Source organism: Mesobacillus harenae, assembly GCF_013343715.1.
GTDB lineage: Bacteria > Bacillota > Bacilli > Bacillales > Cytobacillaceae > Mesobacillus_A > Mesobacillus_A harenae.
This window is the reverse complement of sequence record NZ_JABUNR010000002.1, coordinates 227,291-253,397: the sequence shown is the minus strand read 5'-3', so window position 1 is coordinate 253,397 and position 26,107 is coordinate 227,291. Positions and strand designations below refer to the sequence as shown.

Here is a 26,107-nt window from a genome sequence, read left to right as displayed (position 1 = left end):
GACATAAAACAACAAAAAGTTACACCTGTTGAAAAAAAAGAGGTGAACAGAAGTGCGTTTCAGCATAATAATTCCAACTCTGGGTTTGAGAGAGGAAGAGTTTTCCAGGCTGCTGAGCAGCCTGGAATCTCAGACACACAAAGATATCGAGGTTATTATTGTTTCCCAGGATAATCATAAGAATGTACAAAATATGATTGAAAAGTTTCCTTCCTTGGCTGTTAAGCATATAAAATCTGAAGAGAAGGGGCTTTCGCTGGCAAGGAACAAAGCAATCCCATTTATTAATGGGGATGTAGTTACATTCTCGGATGATGATTGTTGGTATCCGGAAGATGCTCTCAATAAAGTGGCAAAGTCTTTTGATGGACAGAAGGAATCAGATGTCATATGCTTTCAAATATATGATCCTGTACAAGAGTCATACTATAAACCCTACCCGCAAACTGATATTCCAGAAATAAAGATGAGACAGGTCTTTCAAAGGTCATCAATCGAAATCTTTATTCAGTTAAGCAGACTAAAAAAAGAAGATCTTCGATTTAATGAAAATTTCGGGCTCGGAGCCAGGTATCCTAGCGGTGAAGAAAATATCATGCTTTCCTGTTTGTTTAGGAAGGGATACAAGATATCATATGAGAATCGGGTGGTTGTATACCATGCCAAACCTTCACAGAAATCCAGGCTGAATTTGAATACTTTTAAAAGCAAGGGTCCATTATTAAAGGAAATTTTCGGTCCATATACTGGATTTTTAATGCTTTCCGCTTTATTTCTAAAAAAAATTCCGGATTTAGAGAAACCTTTTACGTTTTATTTAGCTGCCTTAAAGGAAATGTATGCTTATAAACGAACCAATAACATTTAGGAGTGAAAAAATGAAGATTAAAAAAGCAGTTATACCTGCTGCGGGACTTGGAACTAGATTTTTGCCTGCCACAAAAGCGCAGCCAAAAGAAATGCTTCCAATCGTTGACCGCCCCACTATTCAATATATAATTGAAGAAGCAGTTGAATCAGGTATCGAAGATATCCTCATTGTAACTGGACGGGGGAAAAGAGCTATTGAGGACCACTTTGACCGTGCCTATGAGCTTGAAGAAACACTAGAAAGTAAACAAAAGTATGACATGCTGGAAGAAATGAAGAGAATTTCAAACCTAGCAGATATTCATTATATTCGACAAAAAGAGCCAAGAGGTCTAGGCCATGCTATTTGGTGTGCAAAGAAGTTCATCGGTAATGAACCATTCGCTGTTCTTCTTGGAGACGATATAGTTGTGCCTAACGGAAAACCTTGCCTCGAGCAAATGATACAAAGGTTTGAAGAGACTGAAAGCAGTATTATTGGCGTACAGGAAGTACCTAGAGATATGCTCTCAAGCTATGGGGTTATTTCCTATGATAAGAGCTCAAGTTCTGAGAATCTTTTTAAGATTAATGATCTTGTAGAAAAACCTAAGATAGAAGATGCACCGTCTAACTATGCCATTATGGGCCGTTATATCCTGACCCCCGAAGTGCTTGATATTCTAGAAAATACAAAGCCGGGAGCAGGTAATGAAATTCAACTTACAGATGCATTGAAGGAGCTGCTCGGTTCACAAAGCATTTATGGTTACCAATTTGATGGGAAACGCTACGATATTGGTAATAAGCTTGGTTTTATTGAGGCTACTCTTGAGTTTGCATTAATGCGTAATGACTTAAAAGAAGATGTCCAAAGACTAATAAATTCACTTTCAAAGTAATAAACTGGAAACGAGAGGCTTGAAAACATGAATATTACAGTGATTGGAACAGGATACGTAGGTCTGGTTTCTGGTGTTGTGTTTAGTGAAATGGGAAACAATGTTCTATGTATTGATATTGATAAAGAAAAAGTCGAGGCAATGTCAAAGGGGATTTCTCCAATCTATGAGCCTGGACTTGAAAATATGATGAAGAAAAATATTGAATTAGACCGCTTGCGTTTTTCAACTGATATACAAGAAGGGGTACAAACATCAGAGGTGATTTTCATCGCTGTAGGGACACCTCCAAAAGAAAATGGTGAGGCTGATCTTCGTTTTGTGCACCAGGTAGCAGCAGATATTGGGAAATATATTAATGAGTACAAGCTTGTCGTCACTAAAAGCACTGTCCCTGTTGGTACAGGCCAATATATTAAACAGATTATAAAAGACAATGCTTCAAAGGTTATGGACTTTGACATCGGCTCTAATCCTGAATTTTTACGAGAAGGCTCTGCAATTGACGATACTTTGAACATGGAAAGAGCAATTATCGGTGTTGAAAGTTCCAAAGCATCAGAAATTCTTAACGAGCTTCATAAACCATTCAATACAGAAATTGTTGAAACAAATATTGAAACTGCTGAAATGATCAAGTATGCTGCAAATGCTTTTTTAGCTACAAAAATCAGCTTTATTAACGAGATGGCAAATGTATGTGAAAGGGTTGGGGCAGATGTAACTCAGGTTGCCAGGGGAATGGGGCTTGACCAAAGAATTGGTGGAGCGTTCCTTCAGGCAGGCCTTGGCTATGGAGGCTCTTGTTTCCCTAAGGATACTAGCGCTCTTATTCACATATCTAAGAAGGCTGGATATGACATGAAAATAGTGCCATCAGCTGAAGAGGTAAATTACCTCCAAAGAATAAATTTTATAAATAAGATTACCGAAACATTTAAAAATAACCTTGAGGGTAAAAAAATTGGTGTACTTGGACTTGCATTTAAACCTAACACTGATGATATGCGGGATGCTCCTTCAATTGAAATTATTCATGCCTTAAATGAAAAAGGAGCAAATGTTGTTGCGTTTGACCCCGTTGCAGGCGAACAGGCAAAGAAAGTTATAAAGGACCTAAACTTGGCTGATTCAGTTGATGAAGTGTTTGAAGAGGCTGAAGCGGTGGTTGTCATAACGGATTGGGAAGAATTTAAAAATCTTGATATTCAACGCAAGGGAAAGCTTATGAATCAGAAGATTATCTTTGATGGCAGAAATATGCTTGATCCTCAGGATATGGAAAACCACGGTTTTTATTACGTATCGGTTGGGCGTCCTGTTGTAGGAGGTAAGAAGGAATATTAACTTCTTTCTGGCTTATTTAGGAGGCATTAAATTAAGCACGAGCGTGGTATTAAAGGAATTAAGAGGTTTTACCTAATAATAGTGTGATTTAAGGATAAAATATTAGCAAAAACAATTAATTACTTTTAGTTAGCAAAAAAAATCCTGTGAAAACTTCTTTACAGGATTTTTATCTTATAGATTTCAAAAGAGATTGGAGCAATTTATATTGGATAGCCAACCATTAGTTTCCATAATAACTCCGGTATATAAAGCAGAAGAATTTATTGAGCAGACTATAAATTCTGTACAGTCGCAAACATACACCAATTGGGAAATGATTTTAGTTGACGATCTGTCGCCAGATAATAGTAAGCAAATTATTGACCGAATTTCAGAAAAGGATAACAGAGTGCGCCTTATCCAACTTGAGAAAAATAGCGGGGCAGCTATAGCTAGAAATACGGCTATAGAAAATTCCAACGGGAAATATATCGCTTTTCTGGACAGTGATGATCTTTGGCAGCCAGAGAAACTTGAGCGCCAGGTTCAGTTTATGTTAGAAAACAACATTGAATTTTCCTTTACTGGGTATGAAATTATGAAGGAGGACGGAACCAAGACTGGGAAGATTGTTCATGTGCCTCAAGAGATAAATTATAATGGGCTGCTGAAGAATACAATAATTGGCTGTCTAACTGTAATGCTTGATAAACATGCAATTGGAAAAATCGAAATGGTTAATATTCGAACCAGACAGGATTTCGTACTTTGGCTGGATATACTTAAAAGAGGTCATATAGCATATGGAATAGATGAGCCCTTAGCATATTACAGGAAGGTTGAAGGGTCGATTTCTAGTAATAAGATTAAGACGGCCAAAAGAAATTGGAAAGTATACAGAGAAATTGAAGGATTGCCATTGCCAAAAGCAATATATTGCTTTTGCGGGTATGCATATAATGCCTTAAGAAAATCGCTTTAACAAAGGAAAAAGCCTCTTTACGAATATGGAGGTTTTTTCCTTTGTTAATTTTATTGTTATCGGGGTATTAGGATAGTATATTCATAACTTAAAAGGTACCAAGTTAATTCGTTTATTTTTATCTAGCAAAACGGATAGTGAAGTGGTAAAATGAATATGGTTTTGTATGTTCGTTTACAGAAATTTGTCAAATAAAGTAATAGATTGTAAGTTAGATAAGCTTCAAAGTTATTTTGGATTATGTGATTTTTTTATTTAATGCTACTGCCATATATTTATTCGTATTAAATATGGATTTTAGATAAAAATATTCATAATCCATAAAAAAGGAGATTTCAATTATGGATTTGCAAAACATCTTAGCATTTGTAACGTCCTTTGTTACTGTTTTGATCATAACACCTTTGGTGATAAAGTTTGCAGTCAAGATTGGCGCTACAGACAAGCCTAACCATAGGAAGGTCCATCAAAAGGTAATGCCTCGTTTAGGCGGGCTAGCCATTTTCATTGGTGTTGTTGCGGGATATTTTGCTTCTGGATTATATTCGGAAAGAATTTTGACTATAAGCTTGGGAGCAATCCTTATCATTGCCGTGGGAATATTGGATGATCTTTATGAATTATCGGCAAAGGTAAAGTTTTCCGGTCAAATTTTGATCGCAATCCTAATTGTGAGTTCCGGATTAACCATAGATTTTTTAACTATTCCTTTCATTGTTGAAAGAATGGAATTGGGCTGGCTGGCTTATCCAATAACCGTATTCTGGATCGTAGGTATAACGAATGCCGTTAACCTTATTGATGGTTTAGACGGGCTTGCAGCTGGTATCTCAACCATTGGACTTGCTGCTATTGCCATCTTAGCTGGGTTATCAGGGAAGGGGTTAATCTTAACACTTTCGTTAATTGTCCTGGCCAGTACCCTTGGATTTTTGTTTTACAATTTTCACCCAGCCAAAATCTTTATGGGTGATACTGGAGCCCTGTTTTTAGGGTATAGTATTTCAATACTCTCTTTACTCGGCTTATATAAGAGTGTAACCCTATTTAGTATAATTATTCCCATCATTATTCTAGGTGTTCCAGTCTTTGACACCACTTTTGCCATTATTCGGAGACTGATTAATAAGCAGCCAATATCAGCTCCGGATAAATCGCATCTCCATCATCGAATCATGGAACTGGGCCTTTCGCACCGGAATACTGTACTGGTTATTTATGGACTGGGAATTTTGTTTAGTGTAGCTGCGATCCTATTATCTTCTGCTGAATTATGGGTATCGCTGATCATCCTATTTGTTTTATTTATAGTTCTGCATATTATCGCAGAGCTGGTTGGGTTGGTTAGCGAACGTCATAAAACCTATTCTAAACTAATTAGGAAACTGGCTGGAAGACGTCATATGTAAAAATAAATGCATCGAATCAATTGATTCGATGCATTTATTTTATTATCTCTAGATTGATTTAAATCATACAAAAAAACGCCTATAAAGACGTTTTAATTTTAATTATCATTAATTCCTTGATATTCAAGATGTGTCTGTAAATCTGATTTAACAGAAGCCAAGCTTTGTTCATCTGCTTCAAAGTAATAAATTCCGTTAATAGTTGAGTTTTCCCCATCAAATCTAAGAGTTTCTATGTTATTAGAGGAAAACCCCTTATATTTTTTAAAAAAGTAGAGAGGATCTGACATTTTCATGTTTGTTTGAACATTCTCTCCAAGGTGCGAAGCAAGTTCATCAATTTTCAATACATTACTTGGAGAAGATAGCTTATCAACGAGTGCTTTAATTACCTCTTTTTGTCTATCGTTTCTTCCGAAGTCCCCTCTAGGATCTTGCTTTCTCATTCTTGCGTAAGCTAGAGCTTCTAAGCCATCAAGTGTAGCAGAACCTTCTTCAAAGGAAAGTTGTTTTCTAGGATGAGTATCTGTCCATTCAGTAAAATCAAATGGTACTTCAACTTCAATACCACCTACTTCATCAACTATCTCTTTAAATCCATCGAAGTTTACTTCTACATAATAATCAATTGGAATGTCCAAGAAATCCTCAACAGTTCTTATTGTTTCATCCCTGCCGCCTGCACCGTATGCATGAGTGATTTTGTCGTTTTTACCTTCGGCCTCTATATATACATAAGTGTCACGCGGAATACTTAATAATTTCATCGTTTTAAGTTCAGGATTAAAAGTTGCCACCATTAAGGTATCTGTTCTGCCTCCTGTGTAATTTGTTGTATAATTTTCAAGACCAACTAAGAGAATTGAAACTGGGTCTGTATTTATCTTAACTTCTTTTTCTCTAAGTTTGGATTGGTTCCCCCGTTCGAGTTCGTTATATGATTTCTCTGCGGCTTCGTATGTCTTATAGGCAACAAATGCGAAATAGGAACTAACAGGAACTAAAGTGAAGATTACTATTATCATAATAAGCCGTTTTATCCGTAAACGGCCCTTCTTTTTGCGCTTTTTATATCTAGTGTCGTTCATATTAATCTCCTAACATATTGAGTTACTTTCAAGATATTCATTTTCTCCATATTTAATTTTACCATTTCCATTGGTTAGTTCAATAATCCAATTTAAAAATATATCCTTGTGCTGTTCTTCTACATAAGTTTTTATTTCCACCTTATCCAAATAAAATATATCTTTTAGGATATACTCAGAATTCCTCAGCTCGTTCTCGACTTTTCCGAGCCAGGTATAATCGATCGTGGTATGCATAATCCGCATAAGCTTTCGTTCGACGACACCTGTTGCAGCGATGCCTTCGGTAGTGGCTTTGCCATAAGCCCGGATTAGTCCGCCGCCGCCTAGTTTTATACCGCCGAAATAACGGGTGATGACAACTACGGTATCCTTTAGCTGTTGTTTTTTCAAAACCTCGAGGATTGGGACGCCAGCTGTGCCGCTTGGTTCGCCATCGTCGTTTGCTTTTTGGATTTGGTCATGCTCGCCGATCAAGTAGGCTGAGCAATTATGATTTGCATTGCCATGCTGCTTTTTAATTTTACGGATGAATTCTTGTGCTTCTTCCTCTGTTTCCGCTCTGTTTACATAGGCGATAAACCGTGACTTTTGGATAATAAATTCTGTTCCGCCTTCACCCTTAACAGTATGGTATCGGGATAGCATCGACCTCGCTCCTCTCCTAATTGATCTTTCTCTGTACAATCTATTATTTAAGTCATTGTGCTAGACTGCCAAGCCTGCTTTTTATATCTCTCTTAAAGTTCCAATATCCATTATAATTCGACAGGTCTGGTATCACAATCTGTCAGTTCCTTGTAATGTAATTTTAATATGGAAAAATGATGTCCGTGATATAATAGAGTAAATTCGTTTCACAAGGTTTTTTACATAAGGATCATCGGGGTAAATTCTTATATGACTTTAGGTTTCATCCTTAATAAAATAGGATAAATGACTTAGGGCCAAAAAACAAATCTGTGCCTATTTACCGATTTTTTAGAAAGTTGGTAGGTTTTACATACAGTCTACGAGTCTTTCACGATAAAATGAAGACAAGTACTGATAGGGTACCATAGCCCCTGGGGGAATTTTTATGGCAATCAAGAAAATTGATACAAAAGCTTTGGATTTTATCCTTGAGCAAATGATTGAAACGGTCGGAAACAGCAAGAGCGAAATTTTTCGGATCGGGGAGCAATGCAGGCAGGACTTTGACTCAATTACGGAGGAGTTAAAGGAAGTTAAGCTGTCTGTTGCCAAAATCATTTCTGAAGGGGACAAGCTTGAAGTCCAGGTCCGGTTAGCGCGTAAACGTTTGTCCGAGGTCAGCATGCACTTTAAGGATTACACCGAGTCTCAAGTTCGTGAAGCTTATGAGTCGGCCCATAAGCTGCAAATGGATTTGACGATGAACCGTCAGATGGAAAAACAAATGCGTCTGCGGAGAGATGATCTTGAGCGCCGAATGCTAGGGCTCAATGAGACAATTGATCGGGCTGAGCAGCTTGTGTCCCAAATCAATGTTGTGATGAATTACATGATGAGTGATTTGAAGCTAGTTGGTGAAGCTCTTGAAAACGCTAAACTGAAGCAGGATTTCGGCTTGAAAATTATTGAAGCCCAGGAAGAAGAACGGAAGAGGTTATCAAGGGAAATTCATGACGGGCCAGCACAAATGATGGCGAACGTGATGATGCGTTCTGATTTGATCGAACGGATTCATCGTGAAAGAAGTCCCGATGAAGCGATTAGTGAAATTCGCGATTTAAAAGTGATGGTTCGCTCGGCTTTATATGAGGTTCGCAGGATTATTTATGATTTGCGGCCAATGGCTCTTGATGACTTAGGTTTAGTACCTACCCTCAGAAAATACTTACAGACCATCGAAGAATATCATAAAACAACGAGAATTCATTTTGCGAACATTGGTGAGGATACAAGATTGCCGTCGAAATACGAGGTTGCCTTGTTCCGGATGATTCAGGAGTCTGTACAAAACGGTCTGAAGCATGCCAAAGCCAAAAATATTCAAGTGAAAATAGAGATTAAAAAGACCGCAGTTACTGTCATTGTAAAAGATGATGGAACAGGCTTCGATATCAATGAAAAGAAGCCTGAGTCTTTCGGTATTCTAGGGATCAGGGAGCGAGTTGACCTTCTCGAAGGCGAGCTGACTCTTCAATCAAAGCCAGGTGCCGGAACTGTAGTCATCATACAAGTACCTTTAACGTTTCAATAAAAATAGAGAACATCAGGCGTAGGGGAGGCGAATGGATTGACAACAAAGATTGTCATTATTGACGACCATCAATTATTCAGAGAAGGTGTAAAACGAATTCTCGATTTTGAAAAATCATTCGAAGTAGCAGCAGAGGGGGATGACGGCAGCGAGGCGCTTTCGCTTGTTGAAGAACATCAGCCTGATGTAGTTATCATGGATATCAACATGCCCCATATTAACGGGGTAGAGGCTACAGGCCATTTAATTGAGAAATACCCTGATTCAAAGGTTATTATCCTATCGATTCATGATGATGAAAACTATGTAACCCATGCGTTAAAAACAGGGGCAAGCGGCTATTTACTGAAAGAAATGGATGCAGACGCACTGATTGAGGCCGTAAAGGTAGTCGCTGATGGAGGATCTTACTTACATCCGAGAGTTACTCATAATTTAGTAAAAGAATATCGCAGATTGTCTTCAGAGAAGTCCAGCAACGGCGAAGGCTATAACCAGCATATTGAAATCCGCCGTCCGCTTCACTTACTGACACGCCGGGAATGCGAAGTGCTTCAGCTTCTTGCTGACGGCAAAAGCAACCGCGGAATTGGCGAAGCGTTGTTTATTAGCGAGAAAACCGTTAAAAACCATGTCAGCAACATTCTGCAAAAAATGAGTGTCAACGACCGTACACAAGCAGTCGTCGTTGCCATAAAAAATGGATGGGTAGAGGTAAAGTAGTTTTTCAATATAATTACTATTACATATTTAATAGAACCAGAGCACATTTGTTGAGAGGCAATGTGCTTTTTTGTTTTATGGCTGTGTTAAACCTGCCAGTTGATTTGCGCTCCAGGTACTTTGTTTTAGGCAGAGGAACCAATAAGCCTTTTAGCTCCCGGTTATATGATAAAACAACTATTTAATTTGTCCTGGAATCTGACTAATTTTTACAATATTATTAATTATTTGACAATACTCCTTTTGTTTCTGGTATAATAGTCCCAATGTACTATGAAGGGGTGGTTATCATTTGTGGGTTAAGTAATCTGTCGGATTCGGACTTGCTCGAGGTCTATAGAAGAGCAACTTTGTTAAATCTTGAAGAGAACTTCCTTAACATCCTAGAACACGAGATTAACAAGCGAGGTCTTTTAGATTTGTCCGAGGTAAAGGCTTAATAGGTTGCTGCTGGCTGGTGAGCCGGCAGCATTTTGATTTTTGGCGAGGAACTGAGTCATGATTCTTTTCATATGAACTAGAAAGATGTATGCGCCTAATTACCCCGTTTTGCCGTTATGTAATGCATTTTGGCTAAAACTCATATAAAATAATGGATATACTAATTAGCAGATAATAAGAGTGAGGAAGGTACCTATCATGAAAACGGCAGTTGTAACAGATAGTACTGCATATATCCCTAAAGAATTGCGAGATAAACTTAATATACATATGATCCCGCTAAGCGTTATATTTGGAGCAGAAACGTACCGCGAGGAAATAGACATCACTGCAGATGACTTTTATGAAGAAGTAAAAACAAAAGATCTTCCGACAACCTCCCAGCCGCCAATCGGCGAGTTTGTTGAACTGTTTGAACAGCTTTCGAAAGAATACGATGCTGTTATAAGCATTCATCTGTCAAGCGCTATTAGCGGAACCTTTCAAGGCGCTGTTGCTGCAGGGGAAATGGTTGATAGCATTAAGGTATACCCATTTGACACTGAAATCAGTGCAATGGTGCAAGGCTTTTATGCGCTCGAAGCAGCAGAGATGGCCAATGAGGGGAAAGACCCGGAAGAAATCATCTCTCGTCTATCGGAAATGAAGAACACAACGCGTGCTTATTTCCTGGCTGACGATTTAAGCCATCTTCAGCGAGGCGGCCGACTGTCCGGTGCTCAAGCGTTTATCGGAAGCCTGCTTCAGGTAAAACCGCTTCTTCACTTTGTAGACAAGAAAATCGTTCCTTTTGAAAAAATCCGGACCCGGAAAAAGGCATGGAACCGGATCGTCGATCTGCTAGGCGAAGATGCCAAGAGCGGCGAAGCCTACCGTGCTGTCGTGATTCATGCAAAGCGAGAGAAAGAAGCGAAAGAATGGAAGGCTGATCTTGAAGCCAAATATCCTAATGTTGAGTTTTCTATCAGCTATTTTGGGCCCGTCATCGGGACCCATCTCGGTGAAGGTTCGATGGGTATGGGATGGTATAAGAAGTAATCAGAGGAAGCACCTGACCGATTTTAGGGCGGGTGTTTTTTAACGAAGATTTTTAAAGTTTTGAAAAAAGCTTGCATTGGTATGTTAAACCAACACTTACGAAGAAGAGGGATGGTATGTTGTGAAAAGGCCTTTAGGTGTTGCTGTTATCAGCTTTTATTATATTTTTGGTGCTTTAGTTTTGTTATACACCGCCATTTTTAATAACGGTGCTATAGAAGATATCGGTATGGCCGCTAGACTTGGGCTGGAAAATGTCCCTGAGCAGCCTGTAAGGATCGCTTTAGCGATCTTTTCACTCATTATGGTCATTGGTTATGGATCATTGAAGGTGTGGGGTTTTTGGCTGATGCTTGCTTATTCCGTCGTGTTTGGGGGAGTCAGTTTACTGCTGGCCCTGGAACATAGCCAGCAGCCTTACATTGGGAACTTTATCTGGTCGTTGATTGTTTTAGTGTATACACTTTACGTAAGGAACCATTTCTTTGAGCGGAAGACCGAAGGATTTACTCAATAAAAGTCATAATAGTCGAGTAAGGAGTATATTCTGCGGGATTGCAAGGCCAAGGGGAGACCCCACAGGCGCATTAGCGCCGAGGAGGCTCCCGGACTGCCTGCGGAAAGTGAAGTGCCTGGAGAGGAAATCAAAAGTTTTCCTGTATTATAAATACTAGATACCTGCAGCTGCGGGCAGGAATCTTATCAAAATAGAAAATCCGGTTATACAGTTAAATGCAATAAGGAAAGCCGATAAGATGATGAACGTAGTGTGTTTTGCTCGAACGGATACAACCATTAATAAAATAAAGTAAATGAATTGGATGATATTTGTCAAAGGAGCTATGTAAAAAGACTTACTATAAACATTGTAAAATACATCTTGTGTCCAGGTATCTTCCATTTCATGTGCGATATATTGAAAATTTAAATCCGCGATAAAACCTAATACGGGTATGATGAATAACAAGATAAAAGGAACTAAGATTTTGTTGGATTTTATTAAATTAGCCTCGAACATACTACCTCCATAATAACTTTTTCAAATCTTATTCGTTGTTACCAGCGATCATTCCTTTAATTCACAGTCTAAGAAGTCGGAAATAATAATTCCGAATCTATCATTCATCTAGCAGGATTTTAGCAAAGGGCTAGCAAATTAATAGGGGAGTATAGTAAAAGAGGTGATCGATTATTGAGATTTGCTGTTTATAATAACCGGCTAGTTCCGGAACCACTTCTCCCCTCTGCAGAAAAAACTGAACCTATCTCAAAGCTGCCGACAATCCCGCTTCAACCCCTTAATCCTGATTTCCCTTTTAATCCCGACCTCCAAACGATACTTACAGGCAAACAGCTCCTTTTAGACGAACTTCCCTTTGAACTAGAAGAAATTCAAACCCACTACGAGAACGGCTTTCTTGCCTACCGAAAATCAATTGAATTAAAAGGCAAGCAGGCTATCTGTATTCGTTGCGGCACGAAGGACCCGGCATGGTTTGCCAGCTACCCTTGTGCCCGTTGCAAGGAAAGCTGTACATATTGCCGACAATGTTTGATGATGGGCCGAGTGAGCAGCTGCACGCCGCTGATCAGCTGGACAGGACCTGAGCCTGAAGCACAACCTGCTGAAAGGATTCTAAACTGGGCAGGCTCATTATCTAAAGGACAAAAAGAGGCTTCCTCCCGTGTTGTTGAGGCGGTAGAGACAGACTCCGAGCTCCTCGTTTGGGCCGTATGTGGTGCTGGTAAAACGGAGGTGCTGTTTGCCGGGATTGCCGCAGCTCTTGCTGAGGGTAAACGGGTTTGTGTTGCGACACCCAGGACAGACGTGGTGCTCGAGCTGACTCCAAGGTTTAAAGCTGTCTTTCCTCACACAACGATCGCTTCCCTTTACGGCGGGAGTGAGGATCGCCAGAAGCATGCCCAGCTAACGATTGCAACGACGCATCAGCTTCTGCGGTTTTATCAGGCATTTGATTTCATGGTCGTCGACGAAGTGGATGCCTTCCCGTATTCAGTTGATGCTGCGCTCCAATATGCTGTCAAACAGGCAAGGAAACAAGGCTCAGCCCTCGTATTTTTGACTGCCACTCCAAACCAAAAATGGCAGCAGGAATGCCTCTCGAAAAAGCGGGCATTTGTCACCATCCCCGCCCGGTATCATCGTTTTCCGCTGCCCGTTCCAGTGTTTGTATGGTGCGGGAACTGGCAAAAACATCTCCAGAAAAATAAACTCCCGTCAAATGTTCTTAATTGGATAAAACACCGGATCAATTCCGGCAACCAAGCCCTCGTCTTTGTCCCGCAAATTGAACAGATGGAGAAGCTGCTCCCGCTCCTGCAAACACTTCATCCAGATATTTTATCCGTCCATGCTGAAGACCCCTACCGAAAGGAAAAGGTCCAAAAGATGCGGAATAAAGAAGTTCCCATCCTGCTGACGACAACCATTTTAGAGAGAGGCGTTACCTTTCCAAACATTGATGTGGCCGTTCTTGGTGCAGAAGACCGGATTTTTGCAGAGAGTGCACTTGTCCAGATTGCTGGCCGGGCAGGACGAAGCAAGAATTTTCCAAGTGGAGACGTTACGTTTTTTCATTATGGAAAAACGGAGGCAATGGTGCGTGCTAGAAACCAAATCCTAAAAATGAATCAGGTGGGAAAACAGAGAGGGCTGTTAGATTAGCGGGAGGCGGGTGTAAGATGTTTTCAGAAAGATGCTTATATTGTCATGGGAAAAAGGAACAGGCGGTAAGCTGGACGGCCTTGTTTTGGAAGGGAGAGAGTGATCTGCTTTGCGGAGCTTGTAAAGCGAAGCTTATGGTAATCCATGGAGATATCTGCTCGATGTGCAGCCGGCCGCTGGATGAGCTAGACTCAAAATTTATAGAAGGCGACAGGTGCCTCGATTGTGTCCGCTGGGAAAAGGACTCGAACTGGAGCGGCTGTCTGGATAAAAACATTGCTCTGTACAGCTACAATGATTTTTTAAAAGAGCTGCTATCACGCTATAAATTTCGGGGAGATTATGTTCTGGCTAAAATTTTTGCTGTACAGCTTCAAACTAAAATCAAGCGGGCAGCCCCAGACCTAATTGTCCCAATTCCGCTTAGCTCGGAACGTTTATACGAAAGAGGCTTTAACCAGTCGGAGGCTCTGATTATAGAAGTTAACCACACCCCTTCCCATCTCCTTGAACGGATCCACACGGAAAAACAATCGAAAAAATCCCGAGACGAACGCATCCATCTGCAGCAAGTTTTTAAAATAACTGACACCGATACCATAGCAAGTAAAAAAATCCTCCTAATTGACGATATATACACTACCGGATCAACTTTACGCCACGCCGGAAAAATTCTAAAACAAGCCGGCGCCACACAAGTCCAATCTCTCACCATCGCAAGGTAATTACCAAACCTTGAAAGGTGACAGGCACCATCCAGGAATTTTCCAGGTGACAGGCACCTTCAAGGTAAATGGAAATATAGTAGGAGGAATTTTAATGGAGCTCGATAATTGTCCTGTTTGCGGCAGTATTTTTTATAAGAATCAATTTAATCAGCTATGCCCGAAGTGTAAGAAAGAAGAAGAGAAGCTGTATGAAACGGTTTATCAGTACATGAGAAAGCGTGAAAACCGGGCAGCGACCATGAACCAAATCGTGGAGGCGACAGGCGTTCCAGAAGAGACCATCCTCAAGTTTATTAAAACCGGAAGATTGCAGATTGCCCAATTTCCTAACCTTGGCTACCCTTGCGACAAATGCGGAAAGGTTATCCGCACCGGTAAACTATGTGAACCATGTTCGACAGTATTAAAGCAGGATCTCGATGAATTCGACCAAGAACAGGCACGGAAAAAGGCGCATGGGAAGACCTACCTATCCCGCAACTAACGCTAGCCGCCCTTGAAAATGATATAATTACTTTATAGTAAAGATTATTAAACATAAGCCGATAATAGATATAGAAAGCACACGTTCGGAGGTGTAGTTATGAAAATAAATAACATTGGTCCATCCGGAATCAATCCATATAAGCGACAAATGAATAACCCTGAAACAGCCGGAACGTCAAAGGCTAAGGGTTCAGATAAGGTGGAAATTTCGTCGACGGCAAAGGAACTGCAGCAAGGTTCACAGGTGCAGGCCCAGCGTGAAAAGAAAGTCGAAGACATTAAGCTTCAGGTTGAAGCTGGAACGTATTCGGTTAACCCAAAGGAAGTCGCCAACAGCATATACAACTTTTATTTTAAAAAGTAATTTCTGCTAAATCGGATCGGAGGGTGTTCTATGAATTTAGAAGCCATCGTAAGCACCATGACAAAACTTATTAAACTTCATAAAAGCCTGTTTGATTTGTCGGTCAAAAAGACAGACATCATCAAAAAGGGCGACATAGAATCCATGAACACACTGATCAAGGATGAGCAGACCCATATTGCGGCGATCAGCAAGCTTGAGCAGGAAAGAGCCATCCAGGCTTCAAAGCTTGTTCCTGGCATCAACAACCCAAGCATAGCCGATTTGTTCGAACATCTAGAAACACCGGAAAAAGAAAAACTCAGCAGCTTAAGAGACGGTCTTATGGACGTAGTTTTAAAGATCCAAAGTCAAAATCAGCTAAACCAGCAGCTTCTGCTCCAATCAATTCAATTTCTCAATTTTTCGATGAGCCTTGTTATGCCTCAGGCGGAAAATTATAATTATGGACCGCCCCAAGGGAAACAAGGAAAAGTTAACTCCCCAGCCGGTATGTTCAATACAAAAGCGTAGGAGGCACGGACATGCGTTCAACCTTTATGGGATTAGAAACAGCACGGCGCGGGATGTTTACTCAGCAAAGCGCCTTACATACAACCGGACATAATATTGCTAACGCCAATACACCGGGTTATACACGCCAGCGCGTGAACTTTCAGCCAACAGAACCGTATCCAGCTGCAGGAATGAACAGACCGCAGCTTCCAGGACAAATTGGAACCGGCGTGGAAGCGGGATCTGTACAGCGAGTCCGCGAAAGCTTTCTGGATGTGCAGTACCGCGGCGAAAATAACAAACTAGGATACTGGGAATCTAGAGCAGAGGCGTACAGCAAGCTGGAGGAAGTGATGAACGAGCCTTCCGATTCTGGCCTTGCAAAAACAATGGATCAGTTCTGGCAATCACTTCAAGATTTAGCTGTTAACCCGACGAATTCCGGAGCCCGGTCAGTTGTCCGCCAGCGCGGAATTGCCGTTGCAGAGACGTTTAATTATTTAAACAGCACCTTAAAAGATATTCAGGCCGATTTGAAAAATGAAATTGGCGTTACAGAAAAAGAAATCAATTCGATTTTAAATCAAGTGAGTAAAATCAATGATCAGATTGGGGCCGTCGAGCCGCATGGCTACCTCCCGAACGATTTGTATGATGAACGGGACCGGCTGATTGACCAGCTATCAACACTCGTTAACATTAAGGTCGACTACACCCCTACTGGCGGAAATGCATCCACTCAAGCCGAAGGGAAAGTGACCATCACGATGATCACCGACGCGACACGTGATGAGCTTGGTGTGCTTGTTGATCCTAAAGGCTTCAATGCTTTAAAAGTTGATTTTGACGGGCAAGACGGCTCGGTTAAGACAGTCACGATCGCTGGAACTCCTTACGATTTTAATGATGTAAAATCAAGCGGGAAACTCAAAGGCTTAATCGAGTCATTCGGTTATGAAAAAACCGGCGGGGTTACAGGTATTTACCCTGACATGCTAAGAGAACTCGATAACCTGGCGTTTACGTTTGCGACAGAATTTAATAACGTCCATAAGGATGGCATGAGTCCGAATGATATTTTAAATGAGGAAAAAGCGGCTAATTCGTTTTTTGCTGATTCAGCAAGTGATGATACCCTTGAACGAACTGGCTTAGCCGGCCGACTGGTCATTGCAGACGCCATCGTTGCTAGTCTCGATAATATTGCAACAGCGAGCGGTGAACCAGGTTCAGCTACGATTGGTGATGCGCAAAACATCGTAAAGCTGGCAGATGTCATCAATCAGAAATTGAACTATGCAGAAAACAACCAGCAGCAGGCCAATTTCCGTAACTATTATGAAGGTGTGATCGGCGGCATGGCCGTGTTATCACAAGAGGCAGTCCGGCTAACGCAAAACAGCAGTGCTTTAAGAGAGTCAGTTGAAACAAGACGCCAATCGGTCAGTGCGGTATCGCTTGATGAAGAAATGACGAATATGATTCAATTCCAGCATGCCTACAACGCATCAGCGCGGATGATTTCTTTGACGGATGAGCTGCTTGATAAAATTATTAACGGTATGGGTACCGGAGGAAGATAGGTGAAGTAAATGCGTGTCACTCAAAGCATGCTTTCAGCCAATTCGCTGCGTAATTTAAATAACAGTTACTTGAAAATGGCGAAGTATCAGGATCAAATGTCGACTGGTACAAAAATTACTAAGCCATCCGATGATCCGGTCGTTGCGATGAAGGGGATGTTTTACCGTTCCAACCTTACAGAGGTCGAGCAGTATAAACGGAATCTTTCCGAGCTGTACCTTTGGATGGAGAACTCTGAAGCCGGGATTGAACATGCTAACAATGGTTTGCAGCGTGTTCGGGAGCTTGTTGTTCAGGGGAGCAACGGAGCATTAAGTCCGGATGATAAGAAATCGATCGCCCGTGAAGTCGAACAGATTAAGAATGACCTTGTTCAAGTAGCCAATACCCAGGTCGCGGGCCGCTATATTTACCATGGCACGGATACTGCCAATGCACCGGTAGCAGAGGGTAATCCGCCTATTGTAGCCGCTAATTTAACTGATCCTGCGATAGGCCAGTACAAGGTCGAGGTATCCCGGGGTGTTTCTTTGCAGGCAAACGTAAATCCTGCTAATGTTTTTAATAAAGAACTATTCGATGTCGTACAAGGAATCCAAACGAGCTTGGAAAATGATGCGGCAGGCTTGGATGATTTATTTGGACGTCTTGATAAGGTGATGAACAATCTGACTGCTGAACGATCCGAGCTCGGCGCGCGTTTTAACCGTTTGGAAATGGTTGATAACAGGCTGGCTCAGCAGGAAGTTATGGCAACAAGAATTCTTTCTGATACAGAGGATATCGATTTTGAACGTGTCGTGACCGATTTTAAAACACAGGAAAGTGTACACCGGGCTGCGCTCAGCACGTCCGCACAAATTATAAAACCAACCTTAATGGACTTTTTACGATAAAGGCTATTCTCCCATAGAATAGCTTTTTTCTCTAGGAAGGAGAGGCAGCTATGCAGATGCCGCAAATCCGCTTACAATCCACGTTTGCCCAAACACAAATTCAGACGACTCCTGCCAGGCTTGACATGGAAAAGTCCAAAGCCGAATTAAGCATCGAACAACCTCAAGCTAAAATGGAGGTTTCCCATACTCCTTCCAAGCTGACAATTGACCAGACAGAAGCTTGGGCACAGCTAGGCTTTAAAAGTATTCCAAGGCTGGTTGAGGATGCAAAACATGAGGGCTATCAGGCTTGGCTCGAAGGGGTCGCCCGTGTCTCCCAGGAGGGCGATGAGCTAATGAAGATTGAAAACGGAGGCAGTCCGATTCCCGAACAAGCTAGACGGAACAGTGAACCCACAAGCTATGAGTTTAATATCGGCTGGATTCCAACACAGGGAAGCGTAAAGATCGATTACAAGGCAAGCAAAATTGATATTGACTGGAAGGTGAATAAGCCGATCATTTCGAGCAACGTAACCAAGCAGGAAGTCTATCAATATTCTCCAGGGAAAGTGGATATCTCATTAAAGAACCATGCCTCGCTAAAAATTGACTTTGAAAACTTGAAATTTGTTGGTACCAATTATGAACAATCTATTTAAAAGGAATGATACAAAATGAAACTCCAAACAAAATATCATAGCGAGATTGAAATAGATGAAAAAGATATTTTAACTTTTGAAAAAGGACTGCCGGGTTTTTCTGATGAGAAGAAATTTATTGTTCTTCCGTTAACCGAGGAGCAAATCTATTTCTCACTCCAGTCACTTACTACCCCTCAGCTCGCGTTTATTGTGGCGAATCCGTTTGTGTTTTTTAAGAGTTATGATTTCAAATTAGAAGACGGAGTCGTTGAAGAATTGGCAATCGAGTCTGATCAGGATGTTCAGGTTTATTCAGTCCTCACTGTCGAAGATCCATTTAGTAAAACAACCGCCAATCTTCAGGCACCTGTCATTGTAAACATGAAAAACAAAAGGGCCAAGCAGGTTATCCTGCATGGTGAAACCTATAAAACGAAGCATCCGATTTTTGAAAATACTAAAGCTACATCTGCAAAGGGGTGAAGACATGCTAGTGCTAACCCGAAGAAACGGAGAAACAATCAAAATTGGTGATGATATTGAAATTACCGTCATTAGCTCGAAAAATGACCAGGTTAAAATCGGTATCAAAGCACCGAAAAATATCGAGGTCTTTCGTAAAGAACTATTTGATCAAATCCAAACTGAAAACGAACAAGCATCCAAGGATGTCTCTAGCTTAATAGACCTTTTGAGAAAAAAAGATAAATAAAAAAATATTTCACTAAACTATTAAACTCCTTCAGCATTCAGACGATAAGTATAGTGTAAGAGTTGATCAGGGCGGCCGACCAGATCGCTCAAGCAAAACCTAATTGTTCACAAGGACGTGAACAACACATTCAAGGAGGAAAAATTACAATGAGAATTAATCACAATATCGCGGCACTTAACACACACCGCCAGTTAAACAGCGCAACTAACGCACAAAGCAAATCTATGGAAAAATTATCTTCAGGTCTTCGTATCAACCGTGCTGGTGATGATGCAGCAGGTCTTGCAATCTCCGAAAAAATGCGTGGTCAGGTTCGTGGGTTAGATATGGCTTCTAAGAATTCACAGGACGGAATTAGCCTCATCCAAACTGCCGAGGGAGCTTTGAACGAAGTCCATTCAATTCTTCAAAGACAAAGGGAGCTTGCTATACAAGCGTCCTCTGACACAAATGTTGCGGCTGATAGAACTGCTTTAAATGATGAATTTGACCAGTTAAGTCAAGAAATTACAAGAATTAAAGGTAATACTGAATTTAATACAATGAATTTGTTGGATGCATCTGCTGGAGCAGCTGGGGTACTAAAAATTCAAGTGGGTGCCAATTCAGCTCAAACAATGGACATTAATCTTGCAACTGCTGGTGTAGATTTAACAGCCCTTGATACTGCTGTTAATGGATTGGATATTTCAGACTTAGCAGGAGCGCAAGCTGCTGTAACAGCACTTGATACTCAAATCGGAACGGTTTCTTCCGGTCGCAGTTACCTAGGTGCGACCCAAAACCGCTTAGAACATACTATCAACAACTTGAACACTTCTTCTGAAAACCTAACTGCTGCTGAATCACGTGTACGTGACGTTGACATGGCGAAAGAAATGATGGAGCAAACTAAGAATTCTATTCTTTCTCAAGCAGCACAAGCAATGTTGGCTCAAGCCAACCAACAGCCACAAGGAGTTCTACAACTTCTTCGTTAAATTAATCTTAAGAGGTTTGTCCCCAAGGCAAGCCTCTTATTTTTTACCTTTAAATAGTTAAAAAGACCTATATTTAGATAAAAAGAACTAGCCGATTATAAGGATAATAGATTATAATAAAGTTAAATTTTAGTGAAAAGGGCAAATCATGGGAAACCGTGAGACGCAAAGCCAAGGGCCTGACCCATACGCATTTGTATGGATGGCAGCCGGTTGCCACAAGGATATCAGTGTGATTTTCAGCTGGACCCTTGGAGGGTTTTTTTATTGCCTTTTCCGAGAAGGGTAGGAAAATAGTCTTGAACAAGAGTCTTTTTAGTATTCAATCGTTTTTGGTCGTTGTGTTACTTTTATCCCAATTTCTTTTGCCGATTGGGAGTATGAAAGCAGCCGCAAACTCTACTCTTTTGCCTCCTAGTAATCTGGTTTATCAAACTGTCACGCCAGACGATGGGAAGCTCAATTGGAGTGCTGTCTATGGAGCAACTGGATACAATGTCTACGAAATTAAAGAAGGGCAAATTACCCTGCTGGCAAAAACAACAGCAGCGAGCTACAGCCTTAATGATCTTGCTGAAGGATCGTACAGGTATGTGGTGTCCACATTAAGTGCCGATGGAGAATCTGGGCCGTCTGCCCCGATTGATGTGAACATCGAATACCCGGAAATGCTGGCCCCAGACACCCTGACCCACACGATTCAAAAGGGGAGCGATATTGTCCTTAGCTGGACTGCTGCACAATACGCAGAGCAGTACAAAGTTTTTGAGTTAGCGGAGGATGGTCATGCTGCTCTGTTAACCACAACCTCAAATCGTACCTACACAATTGAAAACGCGCCTGAAGGAAAGTTTACGTACGCAGTTAAATCTGTAAATCCCTTATATGGCGAATCCTATATATCATCACCTTTAGAGGTTCAATTGGTGCACCCAATTATGGTGAATCCTGCTAATCTCACTTTTACGATTACGAACGGAAGTGATATTAACTTAAGCTGGAAGGCTGCTGACTATGCTGCAAGCTACAAGGTTTACCAGGTTGTTGATGGGAATCTAGAACTGAAACAAACAGTCACTGGAACAAGTGCCAAATTCAGCAATGTTCCGGCCGGGGATTACATCTATAAGGTGTACTCCTATAATGATCGTTTCGGTGAGTCTGCAGAGGGCAGCCAGGCGGAATTGACCGTCAGTGAAATCACAATGGTACCTCCTTCAAGTGTCACACCGAAAATCCAAAATATTAATGACCTGACGTTATCATGGGGGACTTCTCCATATGCTACCGGCTATAAAATTTATCAGGTAATTAACGGTGAAAGAGTACTAAAGAATACAGTAACAGGCACTTCTGTTACCTTTACGAACCTTCCCGGCGGAGAATACACCTATGAAGTGTACTCATACAGCGACCGGTATGGTGAATCTGAACAAGGAGCTCCGGTTTCAGCAACGATTGAAACGGTTACGATGGAAGCGCCACAAAACAGCTCTTATAAAATACAAAATGGAAACGATCTTGTTTTAACGTGGGATGCAACAACCAATGCCAACAACTACAAGGTCTATCAAATAATAAATGGTGAAAAGATATTAAAGAGTTCACCGACAGGCACAACGGCAACATTTACAAACCTGCCGGACGGGGACTATTCATACGAAATTTATTCCTACAGCACTCGGTTCGGGGAATCTCAGGAAGGTGCGCGCCAAGCATTTTCATTAGTACACCCAGAGATGCAGTCTCCTGAAAATGTGATTCAATCAATCAAAAGTCCAACTCAGTTTGCAATAAGCTGGGATGCATCGCTTTATGCAGCCAATTATCGAATTTATGAGATTATAGATGGACAAAAGAAATTAAAAACTACAACAACAGGAAAAACGGTCACCTATTCGAACATGCTTCCTGGCGTTTACAATTATGAAGTTTATTCCTACTCGACCCGTTTTGGAGAGTCCAAGGCAGGATCGAAAGTTCAAGTTACCCTAAACGGCCAAACAATGGAACCACCAGCAAACTTGACTTTGACGCTTGCGAATGGAAATGATGTAACGCTTAAATGGAATACAGCCGAATATGCCAACAGCTATAAAATCTATCAGGTTGTTGATGGGGAAAGAGTTTTAGCAAGGACCCTAACTGGAACAACTGCCGTTTTTTCAAATATGCCTGAAGGCGATCATCAGTTTTTAGTGACATCCGTCTCGAATCTTTTAGGTGAATCACCTGAAGGATCTGAAGAGAATGTTAACATCACCTTCCCTGAAATGCTGCAGCCTGCTGCTTTCACGGCCAAGGTTCAAAACTATAATGATGTAGTTTTAAATTGGGGATCTGTCCAATATGCAACCAGCTACAAGATATACGAAAAAATTGGGGATAAAGAAGAACTAATCAAGACATTATCTTCGCTATCAACAAGCCTGAGCAATGTTACAGAAGGCACCCATAATTATGTAGTCCGCTCAGTCAGCTCACGGTTTGGCGAGTCCGTAGAAGGTGCTGAAGTTAGTGTTTCGGTTGTTTTTCCGGAGTTAGAAGAACCTGCTGGCCTGACACACACCATCACAAATGGTAATGACTTAACACTTAAATGGACTGCGGTTAGCTATCCATCAGGCTACAAAATCTACGAGATTATTGATGGAGAGAAAATATTAAAGAAGACTGTATCAGGCACATCCACCATCTTCTCGAATTTGCCAGAAGGGGATTATGACTTTATCGTCCATTCTTCCAGCGTTCGATACGGGGATTCACCTGAGGGAAGTAAAATATCGGTTACAATCGTTCATCCAATTATGGAAGCTCCGGAAAACGTGACGGTTAACATTTATAACGGAAATGACATTGCCTTGAAATGGAACGTATCAACCTATGCGACAGCCTATAAGGTCTATCAAATTATTGATGGAGAGAAAGTATTTCAGCGGCAGGTGACAGGTACGGGCACTACGTTTGCAAATATGCCTGAGGGTGACTATGAGTATGAGGTTCATTCTTACAGCTCCCGTTTCGGTGAATCACCTGAAGCAAGCAAGCTAACTCATACCCTGGTGCATCCGATTATGCAGGCACCTGTCAATCCTACAAATACGATTACAAATGGAAATGATATTGTTCTTAGGTGGAGCGCATCAACTTATGCTACAGGTTATAAGATCTATCAGATTATTGATGGAGAGAAAGTGTTTCAGCGGCAGGTAACGAGTATTTCAACTGCATTTACCAATATGCCGGAAGGGGATTATCAGTATGAAATCCATTCCTACAGCACTCGGTTTGGTGAATCACCGGAATCGAGTGAGGCAACATTTAATTTAACCTGGCCGGAAGTGGTGGCTCCGGTTATAGTGGGCACTGTGTTCAATGCGAATAATGTCAAGCTGACTTGGAAGTCTGTACCGTGGGCAAATGAATACCGCGTCTACAAGGTAGGCGGAGATGAAAAGACCCTGATCTATAAAGGTACAGCTTTAACCTACAGTGTCTATAATTTGACGGAAGAAAGCCATTCCTTTGAAGTAACAGCCTATAGCACTCGGTTTGGTGAATCTGTTGTTTCGAATCGTTATTCAGAAACAATCGTCTATCCTGAAATGGAAGCTCCAAAGGCAAGCCTTACACTTTTAAGCGAAACAAGCGCAAGAATCATGTGGGACTTTGTCACTTATGCAAATGGCTACAATATTTATGAAATCATTGACGGAGAGGCAGTGCTGGTTGCCGAAAAGGTTAACAACCTGTCTTATACGTTTAAAAACTTGTCGTACGCCAACCATCTTTATTATGTAACTTCCTACAGCAACTCTTTTGGCGAATCAGATCCATCAGAGACAGTTCTGGCGAAATTGATCATTGATGAGGTTGCACCTGAAACGACTTCAGATGCTCCGAAGGACTGGGTGAAGGAAAGTCAGGCTGTTACCCTAAAAGCAACTGACGATGAAACAGGTGTCGATAAGACATTCTATTCCCTGAATGGCAGCGGATTTGTGGAAGGCACTCAAGTCGAGGTTAAAGAAGAAGGCGTAAATAAGATTTCCTTCTATTCAGTTGATAAGGTTGGAAACAAGGAAGAAGCAAAAACAGTTGAAGTAAAGATTGATAAAACTTCGCCTGAAACGGCTGCGGAGCTCCCTGCTGCCTGGGTGAGTGAGGATGTAACGATCACTCTGACTGCAGCGGACGAGCACAGCGGAATAGCTGCAACCTATTATTCTATCAATGGTTCAGAGTTCACCGACGGAACTTCCTTCACTGTAACAGAAGAAGGAATCAACAAGGTCTCTTATTACACTGTTGATGAAGCGGGCAATCAGGAAGAAGCTAAAACAGCAGAGGTGAAAATTGATAAAACTTCTCCAAAAACTGCTTCGAATGAACCTGCCGTTTGGGTCAACGAAGATGTAACGATCACTTTAACTGCAACAGACAGTCACAGCGGAATAACTGCAACCTACTATTCTATCAATGGTTCAGAGTTTACCGAAGGAACTTCCTTCAATGTAACTGAAGAGGGAATCAATAAGGTTTATTATTATTCTGTAGATGAGGCAGGTAATAAGGAAGCAACAAAGATGGCTGAAGTAATGATTGATAAAACAGCTGGCGTGATTTCTTCTAATGCTCCAGACGTCTGGGTTAATGAAGATGTAGCTGTAACTTTAACGGCCGCTGATGATCATAGTGGAATCGCTAAAACATATTATTCCATCAATGGATCAGAATTTGCGGAAGGCTCTTCGATTGTTGTTGATCAAGAGGGAGTCAACGAAATTTCTTATTACTCAATCGACCATGCCGGCAACAAAGAAGAAACGAAGACTGATGAGGTGAAAATTGATAAGACTCTTCCTGTGATCACTACAAACTTTAATGAATTGTACGAACTGGGCAGTACACTCCAGTTGGATTACAAGACATTAGATGAATTGTCTGGAATCGCCTCTGAAACGGTAATCTTCTCACGTCCGGGCGAACTTCTGGGCACAGAGATTTATAAAGGTTCAAATTTAACTTTAGACCAGCCAGGCGATTACACAGTTATCATCATTGCTAAAGATCACGCCGGTAATATTACATCAGTGAAAAAGCAATTTACAGTTTATATTCCAGCAACTGTAGAAGTAACTCCAAAAGTAGTAAAAGGAAACAAAGGTGTATTTACTGTCCGCGTTGAAGTTCCTGAAAACTACGTTGGTCAGCTTAATCTTGATGCAGCGACTTTAAATGGAGTGAAGGCATTAGCAACTAACAAGGGCTACTATAATCAGGCGAAGCTAGGCCAGTTCAAGTTCGAACGCTCCGATTTCAATTGGGCTGCGCCGGAAGTTTCTGTTGAATTTCGCTCGCTGGTTAACGGATACCTGGTTATTGGACATACCACAGTAATAGTTAAAAAGTAATATCTTTGTCTCTCTACCTCGTAGATAACCCGTTCGGTTTAAAGAGAGAAAAACGTAATTCACAATCAGAATAACTCCTTGTTTAACAAGGTAATTAACAGGCCAAATCGCAAGGCCTGTTTTCCTTGTTGAATTTGGTAATATTTTA

The 26,107-nt window shown here is 41.2% G+C and carries 25 protein-coding genes and 1 riboswitch; of the genes, 22 read left to right on the top strand and 3 right to left on the bottom strand.

Going from position 1 to position 26,107, the window contains the following annotated elements:
* The first annotated feature begins 52 nt into the window (after positions 1-52).
* The 5 genes from HRJ06_RS03480 (at position 53) to HRJ06_RS03460 (ending at position 5,471) form a co-directional block, all read left to right on the top strand.
* On the top strand, positions 53-868 hold the full coding sequence (locus tag HRJ06_RS03480) for a glycosyltransferase (protein WP_174728961.1): 816 nt from the start codon (positions 53-55) through the stop codon (positions 866-868).
* Positions 869-878: 10 nt separating this feature from the next.
* Complete coding sequence (gene galU, locus HRJ06_RS03475; RefSeq protein ID WP_174728958.1) at positions 879-1,751, top strand: UTP--glucose-1-phosphate uridylyltransferase GalU; 873 nt, start codon at positions 879-881, stop codon at positions 1,749-1,751.
* A 27-nt stretch (positions 1,752-1,778) separates the two neighbouring features.
* A complete protein-coding gene (locus HRJ06_RS03470; protein ID WP_174728955.1) occupies positions 1,779-3,098 on the top strand; it encodes a UDP-glucose dehydrogenase family protein in 1,320 nt (439 codons plus the stop codon).
* A 208-nt stretch (positions 3,099-3,306) separates the two neighbouring features.
* The gene (locus HRJ06_RS03465; RefSeq protein ID WP_242035121.1) at positions 3,307-4,062 is read left to right on the top strand and encodes a glycosyltransferase family 2 protein; all 756 of its coding nucleotides are present in this window, start codon (positions 3,307-3,309) and stop codon (positions 4,060-4,062) included.
* A gap of 341 nt (positions 4,063-4,403) precedes the next feature.
* A complete protein-coding gene (locus HRJ06_RS03460; RefSeq protein ID WP_174728950.1) occupies positions 4,404-5,471 on the top strand; it encodes a glycosyltransferase family 4 protein in 1,068 nt (355 codons plus the stop codon).
* A gap of 98 nt (positions 5,472-5,569) precedes the next feature.
* Here the strand turns inward: HRJ06_RS03460 and HRJ06_RS03455 are convergent, their stop codons facing one another.
* Together HRJ06_RS03455 and HRJ06_RS03450 are read right to left on the bottom strand one after the other, a co-directional pair.
* A complete protein-coding gene (locus HRJ06_RS03455) occupies positions 5,570-6,559 on the bottom strand; it encodes an LCP family protein (protein WP_174728947.1) in 990 nt (329 codons plus the stop codon).
* Between the two features lie 9 nt (positions 6,560-6,568).
* Positions 6,569-7,207 (bottom strand): YigZ family protein, encoded by a 639-nt coding sequence (locus HRJ06_RS03450; protein WP_174728944.1) that lies wholly within the window; start codon positions 7,205-7,207, stop codon positions 6,569-6,571.
* 430 nt (positions 7,208-7,637) lie between these two features.
* On the opposite strand from HRJ06_RS03450, the gene HRJ06_RS03445 reads away from it, so the two are divergent.
* The 5 genes from HRJ06_RS03445 (at position 7,638) to HRJ06_RS03425 (ending at position 11,502) form a co-directional block, all read left to right on the top strand.
* On the top strand, positions 7,638-8,783 hold the full coding sequence (locus tag HRJ06_RS03445) for a sensor histidine kinase (RefSeq protein ID WP_174728941.1): 1,146 nt from the start codon (positions 7,638-7,640) through the stop codon (positions 8,781-8,783).
* Positions 8,784-8,819: 36 nt separating this feature from the next.
* Positions 8,820-9,506, top strand: a complete 687-nt coding sequence (locus HRJ06_RS03440) for a response regulator (RefSeq protein WP_174728938.1) — start codon at positions 8,820-8,822, stop codon at positions 9,504-9,506.
* Between the two features lie 266 nt (positions 9,507-9,772).
* Positions 9,773-9,946: a sporulation histidine kinase inhibitor Sda gene (sda, locus tag HRJ06_RS03435; protein WP_174728935.1), complete on the top strand. Its 174-nt coding sequence runs from the start codon at positions 9,773-9,775 to the stop codon at positions 9,944-9,946.
* A gap of 199 nt (positions 9,947-10,145) precedes the next feature.
* Positions 10,146-10,985: a DegV family protein gene (locus HRJ06_RS03430; protein WP_174728892.1), complete on the top strand. Its 840-nt coding sequence runs from the start codon at positions 10,146-10,148 to the stop codon at positions 10,983-10,985.
* 121 nt (positions 10,986-11,106) lie between these two features.
* Positions 11,107-11,502, top strand: coding sequence for a hypothetical protein (locus HRJ06_RS03425; protein ID WP_174728889.1), 396 nt, complete (start codon positions 11,107-11,109; stop codon positions 11,500-11,502).
* Between the two features lie 153 nt (positions 11,503-11,655).
* Here the strand turns inward: HRJ06_RS03425 and HRJ06_RS03420 are convergent, their stop codons facing one another.
* The gene (locus tag HRJ06_RS03420; protein ID WP_174728886.1) at positions 11,656-12,003 is read right to left on the bottom strand and encodes a hypothetical protein; all 348 of its coding nucleotides are present in this window, start codon (positions 12,001-12,003) and stop codon (positions 11,656-11,658) included.
* A gap of 174 nt (positions 12,004-12,177) precedes the next feature.
* Between HRJ06_RS03420 and HRJ06_RS03415 the strand changes: the two genes are divergently transcribed.
* The 12 genes from HRJ06_RS03415 (at position 12,178) to HRJ06_RS03360 (ending at position 25,959) form a co-directional block, all read left to right on the top strand.
* Positions 12,178-13,671 (top strand): ATP-dependent helicase ComFA, encoded by a 1,494-nt coding sequence (locus tag HRJ06_RS03415; protein WP_197969824.1) that lies wholly within the window; start codon positions 12,178-12,180, stop codon positions 13,669-13,671.
* A gap of 17 nt (positions 13,672-13,688) precedes the next feature.
* Positions 13,689-14,396: a ComF family protein gene (locus HRJ06_RS03410; protein ID WP_174728884.1), complete on the top strand. Its 708-nt coding sequence runs from the start codon at positions 13,689-13,691 to the stop codon at positions 14,394-14,396.
* A 94-nt stretch (positions 14,397-14,490) separates the two neighbouring features.
* Positions 14,491-14,883, top strand: coding sequence for a TIGR03826 family flagellar region protein (locus HRJ06_RS03405; protein ID WP_174728882.1), 393 nt, complete (start codon positions 14,491-14,493; stop codon positions 14,881-14,883).
* A gap of 99 nt (positions 14,884-14,982) precedes the next feature.
* A complete protein-coding gene (gene flgM, locus HRJ06_RS03400) occupies positions 14,983-15,249 on the top strand; it encodes a flagellar biosynthesis anti-sigma factor FlgM (RefSeq protein WP_174728879.1) in 267 nt (88 codons plus the stop codon).
* 30 nt (positions 15,250-15,279) lie between these two features.
* The gene (locus tag HRJ06_RS03395; protein ID WP_174728876.1) at positions 15,280-15,762 is read left to right on the top strand and encodes a flagellar protein FlgN; all 483 of its coding nucleotides are present in this window, start codon (positions 15,280-15,282) and stop codon (positions 15,760-15,762) included.
* A gap of 11 nt (positions 15,763-15,773) precedes the next feature.
* The gene (flgK, locus tag HRJ06_RS03390) at positions 15,774-17,327 is read left to right on the top strand and encodes a flagellar hook-associated protein FlgK (RefSeq protein ID WP_174728873.1); all 1,554 of its coding nucleotides are present in this window, start codon (positions 15,774-15,776) and stop codon (positions 17,325-17,327) included.
* 9 nt (positions 17,328-17,336) lie between these two features.
* Entirely contained in the window at positions 17,337-18,224 is an 888-nt protein-coding gene (gene flgL / locus HRJ06_RS03385) for a flagellar hook-associated protein FlgL (RefSeq protein WP_174728870.1), read from the top strand.
* A 50-nt stretch (positions 18,225-18,274) separates the two neighbouring features.
* Positions 18,275-18,868 carry a DUF6470 family protein gene (locus HRJ06_RS03380; RefSeq protein WP_174728867.1) on the top strand — a complete coding sequence of 198 codons (594 nt, stop codon included), beginning with the start codon at positions 18,275-18,277 and terminating at the stop codon, positions 18,866-18,868.
* A 15-nt stretch (positions 18,869-18,883) separates the two neighbouring features.
* Positions 18,884-19,333 carry a flagellar assembly protein FliW gene (gene fliW / locus HRJ06_RS03375; RefSeq protein WP_174728864.1) on the top strand — a complete coding sequence of 150 codons (450 nt, stop codon included), beginning with the start codon at positions 18,884-18,886 and terminating at the stop codon, positions 19,331-19,333.
* Between the two features lie 4 nt (positions 19,334-19,337).
* Positions 19,338-19,562: a carbon storage regulator CsrA gene (gene csrA, locus HRJ06_RS03370; protein WP_174728861.1), complete on the top strand. Its 225-nt coding sequence runs from the start codon at positions 19,338-19,340 to the stop codon at positions 19,560-19,562.
* Positions 19,563-19,711: 149 nt separating this feature from the next.
* A complete protein-coding gene (locus HRJ06_RS03365) occupies positions 19,712-20,545 on the top strand; it encodes a flagellin N-terminal helical domain-containing protein (protein ID WP_174728858.1) in 834 nt (277 codons plus the stop codon).
* A gap of 130 nt (positions 20,546-20,675) precedes the next feature.
* A riboswitch (cyclic di-GMP riboswitch) is annotated at positions 20,676-20,766 on the top strand.
* A gap of 78 nt (positions 20,767-20,844) precedes the next feature.
* Complete coding sequence (locus tag HRJ06_RS03360; RefSeq protein WP_174728855.1) at positions 20,845-25,959, top strand: OmpL47-type beta-barrel domain-containing protein; 5,115 nt, start codon at positions 20,845-20,847, stop codon at positions 25,957-25,959.
* Positions 25,960-26,107: the final 148 nt, after the last annotated feature.